A 17,124-nucleotide genomic window follows, 5' to 3' on the forward strand; every position below is an offset into this window, starting at 1 on the left:
AGCCATGCCAATCCTTGGAGGAAACACCGCATGTCTGACACCCAACGCCCCACCCTCCGCATAGACAGCACCGCGGACCTGGTAGCCCTGATCCCGTTCCTGCTGGGCTTCCACCCAGCGGACAGCCTCGTCCTCCTCGCCGTCGACGACACCACCAACCAGATCCGCACCGCCGCCCGGCTCGACCTGCCCCCCGCCGGCGCGCCGCGCGCCGCAGTCGACGCCGCCCTACACCGGGCCGTCACCGCCCTGGGCAGTGGCATCAGCGTCGTCCTCGCCGGCTACGGTCCTACCGCACAGGTCGAGCCGATGCTGACCGTCGCCCGCGAGGCGCTGCACGCCGCCGGCATCGGCATCCGAACGGCGCTGCGGATCGCCGACGGCCGGTTCTGGCACCTGCTGTGCACCGACCCGATGACCTGCCCACCGGACGGCACCCCGTTCGACGCGGCCAGCAGCCCGGCCGCCGCCGCAGCCGTCTACGCCGGCCTCGTCGCCCTACCCGACCGCGATGCGCTTGCCGCCACCCTGACCCCGGTCACCGGCCCGGCCCGACAGCGCATGATCGCAGCCACCGCCGCCGCCTGCGCGTCCCTTGCCGAGGCCCTCAACGCCGCCCACACCGACACCGACACGGCCGACGCCAACCCCGACGCGGCGCTGGACACCCGGCTCGGCCATGCGCTCCAGGCGGCCGCCCGCACCTACCTCACCCAGGTCCAGGAACAATACCGGGCCGGGCGGCCCGTCGACGACGAACACGCCGCGATGCTGACCGTCCTGCTGGAACTGCCATCGCTGTGGGACGTCGCCGCCCGCGCCACCAACGGCGAGGCATGGCAGATCCAGATGTGGAGCGACCTGGTCCGCCGAGCCGAACCGGCCTTCACCGCACCCGCGGCCACCCTGCTCGCCCTCAGCGCGCTCCAAGCCGGCCACGGCCCCCTCGCAGGCATGGCCGTCGACCGGGCGCTGGCCGCCGACCCCCAGGACCGCTTCGCGCAGCTGCTCGACCTGGCGATCGCCGCCGGCATCGACCCGGACACCGTCACCGCACTGCTGTCCCCGGCGCCCGGGGAGTAACGATGACCCAGCAACCCGAACCGCGTCGCAGCACCTCGCCGTGCTTCCCGGTGACCGACGACCTCGTGGTGGAGGCGCTGCACGAGCTGCAGCCGTGGCGGGCCGCTGGCGACAGCGTCGACTGGGAACTCGCCCTGATCGCCTACGATGTGCCCGCCGACACCACCATCAGCGGTGTGCTGGTGCCGGCCGGCCGCTACACCCGCGAGGTCACCGGCGGCGGCTACCACGTCGTCGCCCACCGCTGGACCGACCGTGAGGCGCTGGCCGACCGGCTGGACGACGTCGAGCGGCGCCACCACCGGTTCATGCACATCGCGCACGCCCAGGCCCGGTTCGTCGCCGCACACGCGGCGGCGATCCACGCCTACGCCCACGGGGTCCTCGCGTTGATCCAGCGCGACGAACACGCCGGCGGAGCACTGTACGACGCGCCGGTGCGCTGCTGGCACGACCTCAGCCATCACATCGACGAACACCGGTACTTCGACGAGCTGCGCATGAGCGGGAACCTCGACGCGGACCCTGACGAGGACGAGTTCGTGACCGCCGTGGTGGACCGCACGGACACGCTACTGCACGAACGCGACCGCCTGCTCAGCTTCGACGAAGCAGAAGCGGCCGGGTTCGACGGCACGCTGCGCGACGGCAGCCAACCCCACACCTGGTCCAGTCTCACCCCGCGCCAGCGGGCCGCATTCAGGCTCGATCGTCGCGAGCCGCACGCTGGCGAACCATCCTGATCAACGTCCTCGGACGGCATCCGCAGCTGCGACGGCGAACAGCAGCCCGGACACCGTCCCGGCGCACCGGCAGGTCGCCACGCATTACGCGGTCCGGCATAGCGCCAAGGGCCGTCGGCGCGCGGGACTACGCGGGCCGCCGCAAGACGCCACGCACGATTCCCTAAGCGACAAGGAAAGGACATCATGCTGTACGTCCTACCGGCCACACCAACCGTCACCCTCGTCGGACCCGACGACACGGCCTGGTGGGCTGCCCTCGGTGCAGACCCGGCCGGTCGATCCGCGCTGGTCATCGGTGACTCCGCCGATCCGGCTGCGGCCCTCGTCATCGCCGCGGCGCTGCCTGACCTCGGCGCGTACCTGCCGCTCTTCCACGCCGCGGTGCGACGCACTGTCGATGCTGGGTCCGGGCGTCATGTCACGGTGCCGCGCCCGCTGGCCGCCCCGGATGGCGCTGCGGAACCCGCCGCAGCGTCCGCCGCGACGTTGGTGACCCTGCCGCATACCGGTATCCGGGTCCCGGACGCCACGCTGCAGGTCACCGGCTACCAGGAACTGCCGACCCCGGCCGGCGTCGCGTACACCGCCACCCTGCGATGGGGACCCACCCGGGTCGGCACCATCCACAACGAAGGCAGCGGTGGCGCCACCATCTTCTGGCCGGCGGCCCGATCCGCCGTCGATCGCCGAGAGCTGGCCGAGTTCGTTGCCGCCAGCCGCAACGCCGACGGCCAGCCGCTGACCGAGGAGGCACTGCTCGAGGAACTCATCACCGAGTACGAGCACGCCGCCCACGTGGCGGCCGCCGCCCGGACCGCCGACAGCCCGGTCCGGCTGCGCGCGCCGCTTGGCGTCAATGGCGGCCTGGACAGGGTGTCCTACACCGCTGCACGCCGCACCGCGGCGAAGGTCACCACACCCGCCCAACGGGCCGCCCTCACCGCACAGCTGCAGCGCCTGGCCGTTCCTGACGGGGCGTGGTGGCAACTGTGGACCGGCCAGGCGTGGGAAGACCTCACCACGCGGTCGCAGCCCGATCCGGACCGGCAGGAGCCGCAGTGACAGCCAGATCCAGCCGCCGGACCGCCAGCAGACCGGACACCAACCTGGGCCGGCCCGCGCCCCGCCGTCCCGCGCTGCCCGCCGGACAGTTGGAACGCCATGGTGCTGGCGCACCTGTGCGTGCATCCGACGCTGGACTTCAGCCCGGCGGAGCTCGCCAACGCCCTGGACCGGCGCACGTCCCGCGCCGCGATCATCAAGGTCTGTCGGCGGCTCGTCGATGAGAGCCTCGCCAGCCCAACTGGCCCGCAGCAACGGCCACCTGTCCCACACCCCGATACCCGCGGCCTGACCACTGCACCGCGCCGGGCCACCAAATCGTGGCCCGGCGCACCGTTGCGCCGGCTGCTGGCATCACAAAACGCATCCGCACAGAGCACTCGTGTTAAGCCGGACCCGTGGTCCGCGTCGCTGTCCCGTCCACCCCGGCAACACGGCGCGCATATCGCGCCCTTGTTCCGTTTCTGGCTTTCACCCCCATGCCCGGGCCGCGCACAGCAGGCCCTTTTTGCGTTTCTGGAGGCTTCCATGCCCACACACCAACCGCACCAACCCGCACTACTGCACCGCCCGCGGCCCGTGGGGGAGGTGGCACCGTGACCTCCAAGGCAATTGCCGCGCTCGTCGCGGGCCTCCTCGGCGTCATTGTGGTCTGCGCGCTCGGTGGCGCCGCCCTGTTCGGCGGCGGCGCCACCGGATGCAGCCTGCCCATGCCCGCCAGCGGCCCGACCCTGAGCATGCCCACAGGCGGCTGGCCGCAGACGGGCACGTACCGCCCCGATCAGGTAGCCATGGCCGCCACCATCGTGTCGGTCGGCGCCCAGATGGGCGTCCCGGTCCGCGGCTCGGTCATCGCCGTGGCCACCGCGATCCAGGAGTCCAGCCTCAGCAACCCCGCCGGCGGCGACCAGGACTCGATCGGACTGTTCCAGCAGCGGCCCAGCCAAGGCTGGGGCACACCCGCACAACTCCACGACCCGGTGTACGCCAGCCAGCAGTTCTTCTCCAAGCTGCTGACCATCCCGAACTGGCAGAGCATGGCGCTGACCGACGCGGCGCAGGCAGTCCAGCACAGCGCGACGCCAGACGCATACGCCACATGGGAGCCAGACGCGAGCATGCTGGTCAACACGATCGGCGCCAGCGCGTTCTGGGACAGCGGCGCCGGCCCGGTCGACACCGCCGGGTTCGCCTGCGACGCAGACGGCGGCGACGGCCAGCCCAACGGCGACGCGACGTCGCTGCCGGCCGCCTACGCCCTACCGCCCACGACCCCCGCCACCGTGGTCACGGCGATCTTCTGGGCCCTCGGTCAGCTGGGAACCCCATACCACTTCGGCGGCGACTGCACCGCCGCGCACTCCGGAAACCCGGCACAGCAATGCGACTGCTCGTCCCTGGTGCAGCAGGCGTACCGGGCAGCGGGCATCAGCATTGCCCGCAGCACCTCCGAACAGATCTCGGCCGGCATCGCGGTCCCGGACGTCAGCCAGATCCAGCCCGGGGATCTGCTGTTCATCCCTGGCAGCAACGGCACCCCGGACCGTCCCGGCCACGTCGGGCTGTACCTCGGCGATGGCTTGCTGGTGCAGGCACCACACACCGGAGACGTTGTCAAGATCTCCAGATCTTCCGCCTGGACCAGCCGGATCTCGATCATTCGCCGCATCGTCTGAGCTTCGATGGGCCGGGCTCTAGGGAGTAGGTGGGTGATCTTCGGCTTGCGGTCCGCGACGTAGGCGCGGACCACCGCGTAGGACACGGCGAGCATGTCGTGCTCGGCGATGAGCCGGTCGTAGATCCGTTTCACGGTGTGCCGCTGCTTGCGGGGCGCGTGCGGGTCCGCACGCGGATGCCGTCGATGCCCGGCTTGAACCCGTCCAGTTTCGACGGTTGACAAGGCGGCCGAGCGCGGCTGCCAGCTTCTGCACCGAACCGCCCACGGAAGCGTCAGAAGCGCCTCAAAAATGATCATTCTGAAACCCGGAGGGCTTCACGATCGAATGTGGCGGTGGACCTGGTCGAGTGCAGGTGGAATGGCCGCTGGGGCAGTCTTGCGCGGATGGACGTTCAGATGTCCATCGTGGACGGTGGTTGGCGTACGGTACTGCTGGAACGTCACGTTGCCCGCGACCGGATCCACGTAGGAGCCTACGTTCAGCGAGTGCTCGACCTCGGAACGTTGCCGGACGCCAGCTTGTTCATCGATTGAACCGACCCGAATCTTGGCCGTTGTATGTCCACGCGGGGCCGGTCCCGCACCCGTACCTCGCTTCGATTCGAGGAGGGACATGAGGACCATTGTGAGGCGTGCTGCCATGGCAGTCGCCGTCAGCGTCGTCGCCAGTGCCGGCGTCGTGGGCGTCACGGCCGGTGCGGCGAGCGCGGCGATCGCGCCGTGGCGCATCCAGCTTTGTTCGCAGGGCAACTACAGGTCAAAGCTGTGGTACGACGGCACGCCCCCGCCGTCCGGCGGGGGCGTAATCTCCCAGCCGATATCCGTGCCGGAGGGTCAGTGCATGACGTTTGACTAGTTCCCCACGGTCTTCAACATCGAGATCGGCGGCAAGTACCACACCAACGACAACTGGTTCTACCCCGGGTCTGTCCAGCCGCACGGTGAGGGGATCAAGGTCCAGACCAAGGGCACCACAACCGCACCGTACTGGACGCGTACGCAGTAGCGTTGGCTCGTTGAGGTGTCGGTCATCGGGGCTCGTCGGCGATGACCGACATCGCACCGCCAGCGGATTCGGGCACTCGGGCAGCTTGCCGGCGCTGATGTGCGGGCCAGCCGCGACTGCGAGGGATGCGGGGCGGCCAGCCCCCGAAATTCCACAACGCGAGGTACAAGGACCGAATCAGGTCGAGCGCGCCTCCAACCGGCTCAAGCAGTTCCGGGCTGTCGCGACGCGGTACGACTCAAATCCCGTTACGAGGCAACGGTCAACGTCGCGTCGATCGTGATCTGGCTCCCCGCCCAACGCAATCGGGCAAGATCATGATCCATCAGATGGGCCCCGAACCGCCGTAACCTTGACCATTCAACGTCTGTGACTCTGCGCTGCATTTGCGCTCGTGGTAGCGGCCTCGAGCGGTGGCGCCCAATCCGTCAGTGAGGTGATTTCGGCTGCCGTATCTGGTCGTGCGGTTCACTCTCGCTACAGCAGTGTGTGTCGTTCTGTTCGTCCTCGTTGGGTGGGGGCCGGCCGCGCTGTGTGTGGCCGGGTTGGCCATCGGAGCGCTGGCCGCGCTGGCCGGCGTCCGCCGGGTGGCGGCCATGCAGGCTGCGGAGGTGGCTCGCCTGACGCGGCTGGCGGACCGGCGGGCGGATCAGGTCGCTGCGCTAAGTCACGAGTTGCGAACCCCGCTGAGCATGATCAATGGGGCGGCGGAGCTGCTGCTCGAGCGGACACCAGGCGACCTGACCGTCGCTCAAGAGCGCTTCCTACAGATCATCAACGATCAGTGCGCGACCCTGAACGGGTTGTGCGAAAGCCTCCTACTGCAGGCGAAGATCGAGGCCGGCTTGTTCACACCGCGACCGGAGCGGGTGGATGTGTCGACAGTGACACGTGATGTGGTGACCGCGATGCGGCCGGTGTGCGCCAAGAAAGAACAGTGGGTCACCCTCGATACGCCACAGGTAACCAGACGGATTCGGGCCGATCCGTTGCTAGTCGCCCAGGCGGTTTCGAACCTGGTCACGAACGCAAGTCGCTATACAACGGTAGGCGGCCGGATCGACGTGCGAGTCATGATGATCGATACCGGCATTGCCGTCTATATCAGCGATGATGGCGCCGGGATGACCCGTGATCAGCGCCGGCGACTGTTTCAACGGTTCGCCACGGATCGCCCGCTGGCCGACGGTACCGGGCTGGGGCTGGTTATCACCAAGACCATCGTCGAGCTGCACGGTGGGTCGATTTTCGTGGATACGGCGTCGAGGCGAGGCACCACGTTCGTGTTCACTCTGCCTTGGGCGGGTCCGGCGTGAACGTCGCGTTGGTCGTCGACGACGAGCCACAGATGACCATGATCGTCGGATACGCCTTGGATACGCAGGGCTTTTCGGTGCTCGTCGCCCACGATGGCGCCACTGCGCTGCATCTGCTGCGTTCGCACAAGGTAGACCTGGTCGTGCTGGACGTGCTCATGCCGACCCTTGACGGGTTGACATTGTGCGAGCGGATACGTGCCCGGTCTGATGTGCCGATCATGTTGCTTACCGCGCTTGCCCAGCAGGACGAGGTCATCGCGGGCCTCGAGAGGGGCGCCGACGACTACGTCACCAAGCCGTTCCATCCACGCGAGGTGGCGCTGCGCGCCATGGCACTCGTGCGCCGTCGGACCGATCGAAGCGCCGTATTGCGAGTGGGGAAGCTGATCATCGACCCGAAGACCCAGACTGCGCTATTGGGCGGCCGCCCCGTCCAGCTTCCATACACCGAGTTCAAGTTGTTGGCTCACCTGGCCGAGCGGGCGGGTAAACCTCAGTCGTGGCAGGCCCTGCTGCGCGGGGTCTGGGGAAGCGACGAGATCATCGGCGGGCGTGACGTCGTGAAATCAACTGTGTACCGTTTGCGGTCTCGGTTGGCCGCGGCCGGTGAGGGCACCAGTTACGTGCGAACAATTCGTGGCGTCGGGTATCTCATGCCCGACCTTCCGCCGGCCGACGGCGATGACCAGGACGCGCCACGTGGACTTCCCAGGTAACGCCACTGTCACCAACACTCACGTGGCTGTTACTCCCGGCGGGTGCGGCGGTGCATAGATTTTCGCCGACGGCTTCACCGGCACCTGTGGCCGGCCCGGTGCCGGCACACCCCAAGGAGGTCCTGTTCATGCGACCGCTGCACAACCTCAGCGATGGAGATCTCGACGTGCGGGGTGTCCCCTGGCGCGCCAGGTACCGCCTGATCCCGACGGTCACAGTGCTGACCGCAGTGCTTCTGGCCGCCGCTGGATGCGCCCGCACCAGTCCCGCCTCTGCGGCCACAGACTCCGGCTCAGTAACCGTAGCCTGCGGCGCCACCGAGGATTGGTGCGCGAAAATGACCACCGAGTTCACCAAGGCGACTGGCATCAAGGCCGGGTTCGTCCGGCTGTCCAGTGGCGAGTTGGTGTCTCGGCTGCAGGCTGGCCGGGCCAACCCGGAGTTCGATGTGATGGTTGCCGGGCCGGCCGATGGCTTCCAGGCTGCCGCAGACCAGAACTTGCTGGAGAACTACATTTCCCCCAACGCTGCTGCGATCCCAGATCGCTACAAGGACCCGAACGGCGCCTGGACCGGAATCTACGTCGGTGCGCTGGGCTTCTGCAGCAACACGAAAATTCTCGCGGAGAAGAACGTTGCTGTGCCGAAATCCTGGCAGGACTTGTTGAACCCGGCACTGAAAAAGCAGATCGGCATCGCACACCCGTCGACGTCGGGGACGGCGTACACCGCATTGTGGACCCAGGTGACCCTGCATAACGGCGACCAGAGTGCCGCACTGGACTTCATGCGGCAGTTGCACCCCAACGTCCTGCAGTACAGCAAGTCCGGAGCGGCGCCCGGACAGCAGGCAGCGCGCGGCGAGATCGCCGTCGGCGTGATTTTCTCGCACGACTGCAAGGCGCTGCAGGAACAGGGGTTCAAGGACTTGACGATCTCGTTCCCGTCCGAGGGGACCGGCTACGAGACCGGTGGCGTCGGGCTGGTCAAGGGTGCGCACAACCCGGTCAGCGCGAAGAAGTTCATCGACTGGACCCTGACCGCGCCAGCGCAGGAGATCGGGCCCACGGTCAAGGCGTACCAGGCACCGACCAACCCGAATGCGAAGGTGTCTGACAAGACTGTCGACTTCAAGCAACTGACGCTCGTGACGTACGACGTGGTCGCGTCTGGAAAAGCCAAGCCGGATCTCACCAAGCGCTTCGACGCGGAAGTCGCGCAGGCGCCCAAGTCCTGACCAACGGCGGGTGGCCGGCACGGCCGGCCACCCGCTCGTCCTCTTGGAGCACCAACATGGCCGCCCTGTTGCAGTCACCTGCTCGACCGCTGGCCGAGCCGCCGCCCGCGTCCGAAAAACCACGCCGCCGACGCAAGACCATCACCGTCCGAGCGGCGACCGCGATCTGTGTGGTAATCGTCACTCTCGGCGCTGTTTACCCTGTCGTCGCGGTTCTTTCCGAAGCCCTGACCCCGAACGCACTTCCTCGATACGCTGAGTTCTTCACGTCCATGGTCGACCTGAAGATTCTGCAGAACACCGTCATCCTCGGCATCCTTGTCGGTACGGTCGGCACCGCGTTGGGCTTCCTGTTCGCCTTCGTCCAGGCCCGCCTGGCCGTGCCCGGCAAATGGTTGCTGCACATCCTGGCGCTGGTCCCTATGGTCAGCCCCCCGTTCGCGGTCGCCACCGCGGCGATCGTCCTCTATGGCAGGCGGGGCGCGATCACCTATGGGCTCTTCGGCCAGCAGTACGACATCTACGGGTTGGACGGCCTAGTGCTGGTGCAGTCCCTGTCGCTGTTTCCGGTCGCCTACCTGGGCTTGCTCGGCATGATGCGCGCCCTCGACCCGGCCATGGAGGAGGCGGCGATGAACCTGGGCGCCTCGCGTTGGCAGATCTTCCGTACTGTGATGCTGCCACTGCTGGCCCCCGGCCTGGCCGCGCCGTTTCTGCTGCTGTTCGTGGAGGCTATCGCCGACCTGGCCAATCCGCTCGCACTCGGTGGCGACTACACCGTATTGGCCAGTCGGGCGTATCTGGCGGTCACCGGCGACTACGACACGACGGGCGCGGCCGTGTACAGCGTGATTCTCCTCCTGTTGGCGGTCGGGCTCTACTTTGCGCAGCGCTACTGGCTGGGCGGCAAGGCGCGCACTACGGTCTCCGGCAAACCCTCGGGCAGCGTGCACCTCATCACCGGCTGGGCCCGCTGGCCGATCTTCGGCCTGGCAGTCTTGATTTCCCTAGTCGTCGTTAGTCTGTACGGCACCGTGATCCTCGGCTCGGCCACCAAGGTGTTCGGGGTTGACAATGCATTGACGTTCGACCATTTCCGCGAAGTCCTGTTCGGTGCCGGCCAGGAGGCGGTGCAGGACACAACAATGCTGGCCGCGATCGCCACCCCGATCGCCGGCCTGGTTGGCCTGGTCATGGCGTGGCTCGTCGTGCGGCAGCTACGCCGCGCCGGCGCCTGGTTGGATTTCGCGGGGACGTTGGGTATCGCCGTGCCAGGTACGGTGCTGGGTATTGGCTACATCCTGGCGTTCCGGCCGGACCGGTACATCGGAAACGTCCCGGTGCTGCCGAGTCTGGTCGGCGGAACGGCGGTCGCCGGCGGTGCCCTCGCCATCGTGCTCGTGTTCGTCATTCGCAGCGTGCCCGCAGCCCTACGCACCGGCAGCGCCGCGATCACTCAGCTGCATCCAAGCCTGGAGGAAGCCTCCGCCAATCTGGGCGGCGGACCGCTACGGACCTTCCGCTCGGTAACCCTGCCGCTGATCCGGCCTGCGCTGCTCACCGGGCTCAGCTACAGCTTCGCGCATAGCATGACGTCCCTGTCGGCCATCATCTTCCTGGTCACGCCGAATACCAAGATCATAACCTCGCAGATCCTCAGCGCCGCGAACACCGGTCGGTACGGCGTCGCCTTCGCCTACTGCACGGTGCTGACCGTCATCGTCCTGGCCTGTTTCGGGCTCATCCGGCTACTGGTCGGTGGAGCCGCCAATCTGCAGCGCAATGCCATTCCTGCTGGAAGGAAACCACGATGACCAGATCGAACGCCGCGCTGCACGTCGCGGGGGATCCAGCGGACGGCAAGGTCGACCGTACCGGCCAACTGCACCTCGATCAGCTCACCAAGACCTTCCCCTCAGGAGATTCGACTGTCACCGCGGTCGACTCGGTCAACCTTGACATCAAACCGGGGGAGTTCATCACCCTGCTCGGCCCGTCCGGGTGCGGCAAGACCACCACGCTGCGGATCGTGGCCGGCTTCGAGACCGCCACCAGGGGCCAGGTGCGGCTGGACGGCCGCCCGATCGATGCGATGCCACCGCAGCGACGCGAGATGGCCATGGTGTTCCAGAGCTATGCGCTGTTCCCGCATCTGACGGTCGCCGACAATATCGCCTACGGCCTCAAACTACAGCGGCGCAGCCGAGCGGAAGTCGCCAGCGCGATGCACCTAGCGCTGACAAGCATGAATCTGGTTGGTTTGGAAGACCGCAGCCCACACGAGCTGTCCGGCGGCCAGCAGCAGCGAGTCGCGCTCGCCAGGGCGCTGGTCGTCCAGCCGAAAGTGCTGTTGTTCGACGAGCCTCTGTCCAATTTGGACGCAAAGCTGCGTGGCGCGATGCGGGCCGAGATTCGACGCATCCAACGGATGATGGGGATCACCAGCCTCTACGTGACCCACGACCAGGATGAGGCGATGAGCATGTCCGACCGGGTGGTAGTGATGCACAAAGGCCGCATTGAACAAGCCGCTCCACCGGCCGAGATCTACTTTCGTCCGGCGAGCGTCTTTGTCGCCGACTTCATCGGCCGTGCCAATTTCATCGAGGTGATCCCGGAGCATGTTGAAGACAACACTGCGGCGGTCATGGCGCTGGGCCGACGGCTCACCGTCGCGTGTGACGCGAAGGTGCTGCCCGGCAGGTCGGCATACATGATGGTGCGGCCAGAGACGGTCGAGCTGGCTCCGGCCGAGGCCGGAGGAGCGGGCACCGTCCTGCGTTCCACGTTCCATGGGCACACTGTCGACTACGAGGTCGAAACGAATACCGGAACGTTGAGCGTCACGCAGCTTGGCCCCGATCCCCGCAAGGTGCTCAGCGAAGGGACGAACGTCAGCATCTCCATTGATCCCGGCCGGGCATACCTGCTGACGAAGACCGACTGACGCACCGACGGGCGTTGCGGACTCGCCGAGGTTGTCGGGTTGAGGCATGTCTGTGCCGAGATCCTCTACGAGGCGGTCCACCGCGGCCTCGTCCTCTCCGCCGGGCCCGGCAAATCTGCGCACCAGCCGAACCTACTGGCATCGCCGCGGGCCGGGGCCGGTCTCTTGAGGGCGCGCTGAAGCAGTCCATCAACATGAGGTCGATCCGGCAACGCCCGGCCGGTGTCGAAACCCGACGGCAGGTTGGGCATTGGGAATCTCAATGTTTTTGTCAAGCGGCCTGAGTTGTCGCGGGTGGTGTCGCGGTCCAGGTTCGGTTCTCGCGCAGCAGCGCCCATAGGACGTCGAGTCGCCAACGCGGCTAGGCAGTGTTTCGTAAGGGCGGCCGGTTGCGGCGTGGCGGTGTTCGATAACTGAAGAGGTCTCCGGTAGGTGGTTTAGCGACCAAGCAAAACCGAATACCAGACCGGAGACCTCGTGCCGAGTGTAGCGGCAGCGAGGCGTCATGACCTGACCGACGCGCAGTGGGCGGTGCTGGAGCCGTTGCTGCCAGCGGAAACGGGTCGTGGGCGTCCGCGGAGATGGGCCAGCAGAGACATCGTGGACGGGATCCGGTGGCGGGTCCGGGCTGGGGTGCCGTGGCGGGATGTGCCGGCTGCGTATGCGCCGTGGCAGACGTTGTACCGCTGGTTCCGGCGCTGGCAGCGTGATGGGACCTGCGCGCAGGTCCTGGCGGCGCTGCAGGCCACCGCCGATGCGGTCGGGAAGATCGATTGGACGGTGAGTGTCGACTCCACGGTCAGTCGGGCTCACCACCATGCGGCGGGTGCCCGCCGAGACGGTCACCTGCAGCAGGAGCCGCCGGGCGGGGTGCAGGACGAGCCCGCCGATCATGGGCTGGGGCGTTCGTGCTTTGTTGGGCGTTCCGTTTACCGTTGAGCATGCCATCCCTCGATGGGCAACGCTGGCCGCGGGACCTGGGTGTTCTCGTCGGGGTGAACGTCTCTGGGGCGTCGCGTAGGGCCGCGCGTGAGGTGCTGCCGAGCTTGGAGTACAGCCGGTGCAGGTGGGCGCCGACGGTGCGGTGAGACAGGATCAGCTGTTCGCCATCTGTTTGTTGGTCAGGCCGGTGGCGGCCAGTTCGGCGATCTGCCTTTCCTGAGCGGTCAGGGTGGCCGTCCGGGTGCCGGGCCTGGTGGTGACGGCAACGCCGGCGGCACGCAGCGGGACTGTACATAGCTCCTCTGTCAACCGGTGAGGGCGCAGTCCATCCGCAGGGCTTGGTAGACAACGTCAGAGAGGCGTCGTTTCAGCACGCGGACGGCTTCGAGGCCGCCGTCGCCGCCGGCCTTGCGGCGGGCAATGAGTTCCTTGGCTGGCGGGTGCCAGCGGGCCTGGGTCATGGCGATGCGGTGCAGCGCGGCGTTGAGTTGGCGGTTGCCGGTGCGGCTGAGTCGGTGGCGGGCCCGGTTGGATGACCATACGGGCAGTGGTGCGGTGCCGTTGTGCCGGGCGTAGGCGGCCGCGGAGCGGAATCGTGTGACGCCAGCGGTCTCGCCGAGGATCTCCGCTGCGGTCAGCGCGCCGCAGCCGGGCAGGGCGATCAGTGCTGGCACCAGCTGCTCAGCCAGTCACAGATCTCAGCTTCGATCCTGTTGATTTCCCGCACACCCGGTCCTGCTCGACGGCGGCGAACGGCCCGTCGACTTCGTGGGGACCGCGGTGCGCCACTACGAGCTGGGGATGATCGCGCTGGCGGTCGTGAAGCAGAACCTACCCCGGATACGGTACTGCGCGTAGGCCCCCCGACGGCGGCGATCGACCCCACGCCGTAGGCCGCGGCCGGTCCGGCTGCGGCATGGCAGGATCGGCGGGGTGATGACAACAACGTTGATCACGGTGGCCCCGGCCGGCGCGGAATCGCGCAAATCGGACGTGCCCGCGCTGCCCGTGACGCTCGAGGAGTTGGTGAGCACCGCGCGGGACTGCGAGGCGGTCGGTGCGAGTGTGATCCACGTCCACCTCCGCGACGACGCCGCGGAGCCCACGCTCGACCTGGGCCGGCTCACGGAGGCGGTCGCCGCGCTGCGCGCCGCCACCGGGCTGATCGTGCAGCTGTCCAGCGGGGGCACGGTCGCCGATCCCGAGGCGGACCGGCTGCACGTGCTGGAGGCCGGCAGCCCGTGCCGGTCCAGCAGACGGCGCAGGGTGGCGAGCTGCCCGAGGTCGAAGATCTCGAACTCGGGGACGATGCCGCGCTCCTGCATGCGGGTGCGCAGCTCGACGATGAAGCCCCAGCGGTTGAGGAACACGTCGTCGCCGAAGTCGACCGCACCCATGGTGCAGGACGCCATGTCCGGCCCAGCCGACAGGCACGTCCACGTCGACCTCGTCATAGGCGTGCCGGGCGGCCTGCCGGGCACCGTCGGGGCGCTCGCCGCCTGCGAGGCCGCGCTGCGCGACCTGCCCGAGGACACCACCTCCTCCGCGACCGGGATCGGGCGCGCCTCGCTGCCGGTCCTGCTGGCCTCCCTCGCCGCCGGCGGGCACCTGCGGGTCGGCATCGAGGACACCGTCACGTACGCCAAGGGTCAGCCGGTGCACAGCAACGCCCAGCTCGTGGCGCGGGCCAGCGGGTTCGCCCGGCTCGCCCAGCGCCCGCCGATGAGCGCCGCCGACGCCCGGGCGCTGCTGGGGGTGCGCGATGTCTGATCTGTACTCCGGTGGAGAGATGCTCACCGAGGTCGTGCGCAACGGGGTGGTCGAGAGCCGCCACCTCGGGTCCGTGGTCGTGCTCGACGCGCAGGGCGAGGTCGCGGCGTGGGCCGGCGACGTGCTCGGTGCGGTCTTCCCGCGCTCGTCGGCCAAGCCGCTGCAGGCGGTCGGCCTGCTGCGCGCCGGGCTCGTCGCCACCGAGGCCGAGCTGGCGCTCGTCGCGGCCAGCCACCGCGGCCAGGCGGTCCACCTGGCGGCGGTACGGCGGATGCTCGAGGAGTCCGGCATCGGCGTCGAGGCGCTGGGCTGCCCACCGGACTACCCGCTGTCCGAGGACGCCCGCGACGCGGTGGTGCGCGCCGGGCACGGCCGGGAGCCGCTGTTCATGAACTGCTCGGGCAAGCACGCCGGCATGCTGCGCACCGCGAAGGCCAACGGCTGGCCGCTGGCGACGTACCTCGACCCGGACCACCCGCTGCAGCGGCGCCTGACCGCCACGGTCGAGGAGCTGGCCGGCGAGCCGGCCGGCGCGACCGGGGTCGACGGCTGCGGCGCGCCGCTGCTCGCCTTGTCCCTGCGCGGCCTGGCCGGCGCGTTCCTGCGGCTGGTCGGCGCACCGGCCGGCAGCCAGGAGCGGGCCGTGGCCGACGCGATGCGGGCGCACCCGGTGCTGGTCTCCGGCGACGACGAAGCCGAGGACGACACCCGGCTCATGCGCGCGGTCCCGGGTCTGCTGCTCAAGAGCGGCGCCGAGGGGGTCGCCGCGGCGGCGCTGCCGGGCGTGGGCGCGGTGGCGCTGAAGATCGACGACGGCGGGATGCGGGCTCGGCTGCCCGTGCTCGGCGCCGCGCTCGCCCGGCTCGGCGTGGCGCTGCCGGGCCGGGTAGAGGTTACGGTTTTCGGCGGCGGCCGCGAGGTCGGTGTGGTTCGCTCGGTGTGGTGACTGTGCTGCCGCTTGCTCCCGCTAGCGTTCTCCCCGACAGCTCCCTGCCGGACAGATGGATATAGCGCATCGTCGAGTCGGTACTGCGATGCCCAGCAAACGTCACGATCGGGCGCAGCTCCCAACCCATGCGGGCCAGGTCGGTCAGGCACAGACGCCGCACGACTACGTCAGCTTCACCGCGCTCAAGGCCACCCCGGCGGGCGGGCGCGTCGCGGTGCGTGTGGTGACCTCACCGTCGCCGACGATCGAGCTCCGCCAGCCCGCCGGGTCGGGCCCGCCGATGTGGTGCGCCGACCTGAGCGGCACGCGGACATCGGACGAACCGGTGCCGCACGCGGTCGCCGAGATCCTGCGGGCACACGGCGCCACCACGGCCATCACCTCGGACATCCGGGGTTCGACCGACGTCCGGATCGCCTTGCAGTTCCCGGCGGCCTGAGTTCTTCGACCGACCTGCCGGCGCGAGCTGCACGACCGTAGAGGTCACAGGGATGGGAGTGGAGGACTCGGTGATGACCCAGGCGTACCGCACGCTGCGCGTCGGCCGGAGCGACAAGGGTGTGCTGAGTGTCGTGATCGACGCGCCGCCGATGAACCTGATCGGACCGGAGCTGGTGCGCGACCTGGTGGTGCTGCTCGGCAGGCTGGAGTCCGACGAAGATATCCGGGTCGTGGTGCTGGAGAGCGCCGACCCGGAGTACTTCGTGCCGCACGTCGATCTCATCAAGGTCGCGGAGTACACGGCCGAGGCGGCCAAGGCGGGCGGCCCGGATGACGCGTCGTTGGGCATGTTGTGGCGCAAGCTCGGTGAGTTGCCGGTCGTTACGCTTGCGAAACTCCGCGGTCGGGCCCGCGGTGCGGGCAGCGAACTGGCGCTGGCGTGCCACATGCGGTTCGCGCGGGAGAATGCTGTGCTGGGGCAGTCCGAGGTCGGTTTCGGTGCGCCTCCGGGCGCGGGTGCAGTGCAACACCTCGGACGGCTGCTGGGGCGCGGCCGGGCCATGGAGGTGACACGTCGACTTCGCGTTCGCGTGGATCGGTATGCAGCCGACGCTCGGCCAGATCCACCGCGGCAAGCCCGGCACCAACGGCGCGGTCGTCGTGCCGCTATTGACCACCGCGGTTCCGGCCACGGTCGTGGCGGTGGCCGGCACCGTCGACCACGTCGACACCGCGTTGATGAAGGAGATCGGCCAAGCCGGCGCAGTTCTACGCCAACCTGCACAGCGCGCAGTTCCCCGGCGGCGGCGTTCGCGGTCAGCTGTTCAAGCGTCACTGACGCGGCGCGGCGCGCCGCGCCGCCAGCCGAACGGACACGGACCAGCCGAATAGAGACCCGCGAGGGCAAACGGCCGGCCTGGGTCAACGGCGTTCTTCGCGGATCCGCTCGGGCGCGGTGAAGTTCTCGGACCCGAGCACGGCGGTCAGCAGTGCCATGCCCACCGGTACGCCGTTGGCCGACTGCTGGAACTACCGGGCGTGTGTGGTGTCGTCGACGTCGACGACGATTTCATCGAGGCGGGGCAGCGGGTGCAGTGTGGAGATCCGCCCGCCGCGCGCCGATCGCGCCTTGGCAAGCGCAAGGATGTGGTCCTGGCGCTCGCCGCCGCCGAGCGCGCCCGGGCACAGGCCGACGCGCACGGTGTCGGCCGGATGCCCGTCGCCTCC

Annotated in this window: 15 protein-coding genes and 5 pseudogenes; 17 read left to right on the forward strand and 3 right to left on the reverse strand. The window is 68.7% G+C overall.

All coding sequences use genetic code 11. From position 1 onward, the window contains the following. Positions 1–30: 30 nt before the first annotated feature. From ABD901_RS50500 to ABD901_RS50555, 12 genes and pseudogenes are all read left to right on the forward strand, one after another. Positions 31–1,083: a DUF4192 domain-containing protein gene (locus tag ABD901_RS50500; RefSeq protein WP_345140717.1), complete on the forward strand. Its 1,053-nt coding sequence runs from the start codon at positions 31–33 to the stop codon at positions 1,081–1,083. A gap of 2 nt (positions 1,084–1,085) precedes the next feature. Then, a complete protein-coding gene (locus ABD901_RS50505) occupies positions 1,086–1,826 on the forward strand; it encodes a hypothetical protein (RefSeq protein WP_345140720.1) in 741 nt (246 codons plus the stop codon). 186 nt (positions 1,827–2,012) lie between these two features. Then, positions 2,013–2,891 (forward strand): hypothetical protein, encoded by an 879-nt coding sequence (locus ABD901_RS50510; RefSeq protein WP_345140722.1) that lies wholly within the window; start codon positions 2,013–2,015, stop codon positions 2,889–2,891. Positions 2,892–3,487: 596 nt separating this feature from the next. Next, positions 3,488–4,567, forward strand: a complete 1,080-nt coding sequence (locus ABD901_RS50515; protein WP_345140726.1) for a C40 family peptidase — start codon at positions 3,488–3,490, stop codon at positions 4,565–4,567. A gap of 335 nt (positions 4,568–4,902) precedes the next feature. After that, positions 4,903–5,103 (forward strand): hypothetical protein, encoded by a 201-nt coding sequence (locus ABD901_RS50520; RefSeq protein ID WP_345140729.1) that lies wholly within the window; start codon positions 4,903–4,905, stop codon positions 5,101–5,103. 106 nt (positions 5,104–5,209) lie between these two features. After that, positions 5,210–5,425, forward strand: a complete 216-nt coding sequence (locus tag ABD901_RS50525) for a hypothetical protein (protein ID WP_345140733.1) — start codon at positions 5,210–5,212, stop codon at positions 5,423–5,425. A 695-nt stretch (positions 5,426–6,120) separates the two neighbouring features. After that, entirely contained in the window at positions 6,121–6,891 is a 771-nt protein-coding gene (locus ABD901_RS50530) for a sensor histidine kinase (protein WP_345140735.1), read from the forward strand. Continuing rightward, positions 6,888–7,610, forward strand: coding sequence for a response regulator transcription factor (locus ABD901_RS50535; RefSeq protein ID WP_345140737.1), 723 nt, complete (start codon positions 6,888–6,890; stop codon positions 7,608–7,610). Before ABD901_RS50530 ends, ABD901_RS50535 begins: the two co-directional genes overlap by 4 nt. 128 nt (positions 7,611–7,738) lie before the next feature. Continuing rightward, a complete protein-coding gene (locus tag ABD901_RS50540; protein ID WP_345140740.1) occupies positions 7,739–8,848 on the forward strand; it encodes an ABC transporter substrate-binding protein in 1,110 nt (369 codons plus the stop codon). A 56-nt stretch (positions 8,849–8,904) separates the two neighbouring features. Next, positions 8,905–10,662: an ABC transporter permease gene (locus tag ABD901_RS50545; RefSeq protein ID WP_345140745.1), complete on the forward strand. Its 1,758-nt coding sequence runs from the start codon at positions 8,905–8,907 to the stop codon at positions 10,660–10,662. After that, positions 10,659–11,795, forward strand: a complete 1,137-nt coding sequence (locus ABD901_RS50550; RefSeq protein WP_345140748.1) for an ABC transporter ATP-binding protein — start codon at positions 10,659–10,661, stop codon at positions 11,793–11,795. Before ABD901_RS50545 ends, ABD901_RS50550 begins: the two co-directional genes overlap by 4 nt. 477 nt (positions 11,796–12,272) lie before the next feature. Then, a pseudogene (locus ABD901_RS50555) lies at positions 12,273–12,704 on the forward strand (IS5 family transposase); the annotation flags it as partial. A gap of 478 nt (positions 12,705–13,182) precedes the next feature. Here ABD901_RS50555 and ABD901_RS59335 read toward each other — a convergent pair. Then, positions 13,183–13,417, reverse strand: a pseudogene (locus ABD901_RS59335) (IS110 family transposase); the annotation flags it as partial. A 256-nt stretch (positions 13,418–13,673) separates the two neighbouring features. Here ABD901_RS59335 and ABD901_RS59340 point away from each other — a divergent pair. Then, positions 13,674–13,971 (forward strand): annotated as a pseudogene (locus tag ABD901_RS59340) (3-keto-5-aminohexanoate cleavage protein); the annotation flags it as partial. 52 nt (positions 13,972–14,023) lie between these two features. Here the strand turns inward: ABD901_RS59340 and ABD901_RS59345 are convergent. Next, positions 14,024–14,191: pseudogene (locus ABD901_RS59345) on the reverse strand (3-keto-5-aminohexanoate cleavage protein); the annotation flags it as partial. On the opposite strand from ABD901_RS59345, the pseudogene ABD901_RS50575 reads away from it, so the two are divergent. The 4 genes and pseudogenes from ABD901_RS50575 to ABD901_RS50590 form a co-directional block, all read left to right on the forward strand. Continuing rightward, positions 14,157–14,507: pseudogene (locus ABD901_RS50575) on the forward strand (3-keto-5-aminohexanoate cleavage protein); the annotation flags it as partial. The pseudogenes ABD901_RS59345 and ABD901_RS50575 overlap by 35 nt on opposite strands. After that, positions 14,500–15,453, forward strand: coding sequence for an asparaginase (locus ABD901_RS50580; RefSeq protein WP_345140757.1), 954 nt, complete (start codon positions 14,500–14,502; stop codon positions 15,451–15,453). The pseudogene ABD901_RS50575 and the gene ABD901_RS50580, both read left to right, overlap by 8 nt. Positions 15,454–15,541: 88 nt before the next feature. Continuing rightward, positions 15,542–15,895, forward strand: a complete 354-nt coding sequence (locus ABD901_RS50585; protein ID WP_345140760.1) for a hypothetical protein — start codon at positions 15,542–15,544, stop codon at positions 15,893–15,895. Positions 15,896–15,947: 52 nt separating this feature from the next. Continuing rightward, positions 15,948–16,856: an enoyl-CoA hydratase/isomerase family protein gene (locus ABD901_RS50590; RefSeq protein WP_345140763.1), complete on the forward strand. Its 909-nt coding sequence runs from the start codon at positions 15,948–15,950 to the stop codon at positions 16,854–16,856. A 70-nt stretch (positions 16,857–16,926) separates the two neighbouring features. Here ABD901_RS50590 and ABD901_RS50595 read toward each other — a convergent pair whose 3' ends face one another. Then, positions 16,927–17,097 carry a hypothetical protein gene (locus tag ABD901_RS50595; RefSeq protein WP_345140766.1) on the reverse strand — a complete coding sequence of 57 codons (171 nt, stop codon included), beginning with the start codon at positions 17,095–17,097 and terminating at the stop codon, positions 16,927–16,929. Positions 17,098–17,124: the final 27 nt, after the last annotated feature.

This window comes from Dactylosporangium darangshiense (assembly GCF_039537565.1).
Lineage (GTDB): Bacteria > Actinomycetota > Actinomycetes > Mycobacteriales > Micromonosporaceae > Dactylosporangium > Dactylosporangium darangshiense.